We start from the raw sequence: 236 nt of genomic DNA, 5'->3' as shown, positions 1-236 counted from the left end.
CTACAACAATTGGGGTCATACTTACTATTTCCAAAAGGATGGTAGTCGTTTAGACAATGGTTTCTATAATAATTGGGGCCACACCTATTACTTTGGAGAAGGTGGCGTACGTTTAGACGATGGCTTCTACAACAATTGGGGTCATACTTACTATTTCCAAAAGGATGGTAGTCGTTTAGACAATGGTTTCTATAATAATTGGGGCCACACCTATTACTTTGGAGAAGGTGGCGTAC

General features: G+C 40.3%; 1 pseudogene. It reads left to right on the top strand.

Annotated elements, in window-relative coordinates:
• Positions 1–236: pseudogene (locus LMC10_RS01345) on the top strand (NlpC/P60 family protein); the annotation flags it as partial.

It is taken from the genome of Limosilactobacillus reuteri subsp. simiae (assembly GCF_020784875.1).
GTDB classification, from domain to species: Bacteria; Bacillota; Bacilli; order Lactobacillales; family Lactobacillaceae; genus Limosilactobacillus; species Limosilactobacillus reuteri_H.
The sequence above is the reverse complement of the archived record's forward strand: the minus strand, read 5'-3'. Positions and strand labels throughout refer to the sequence as shown.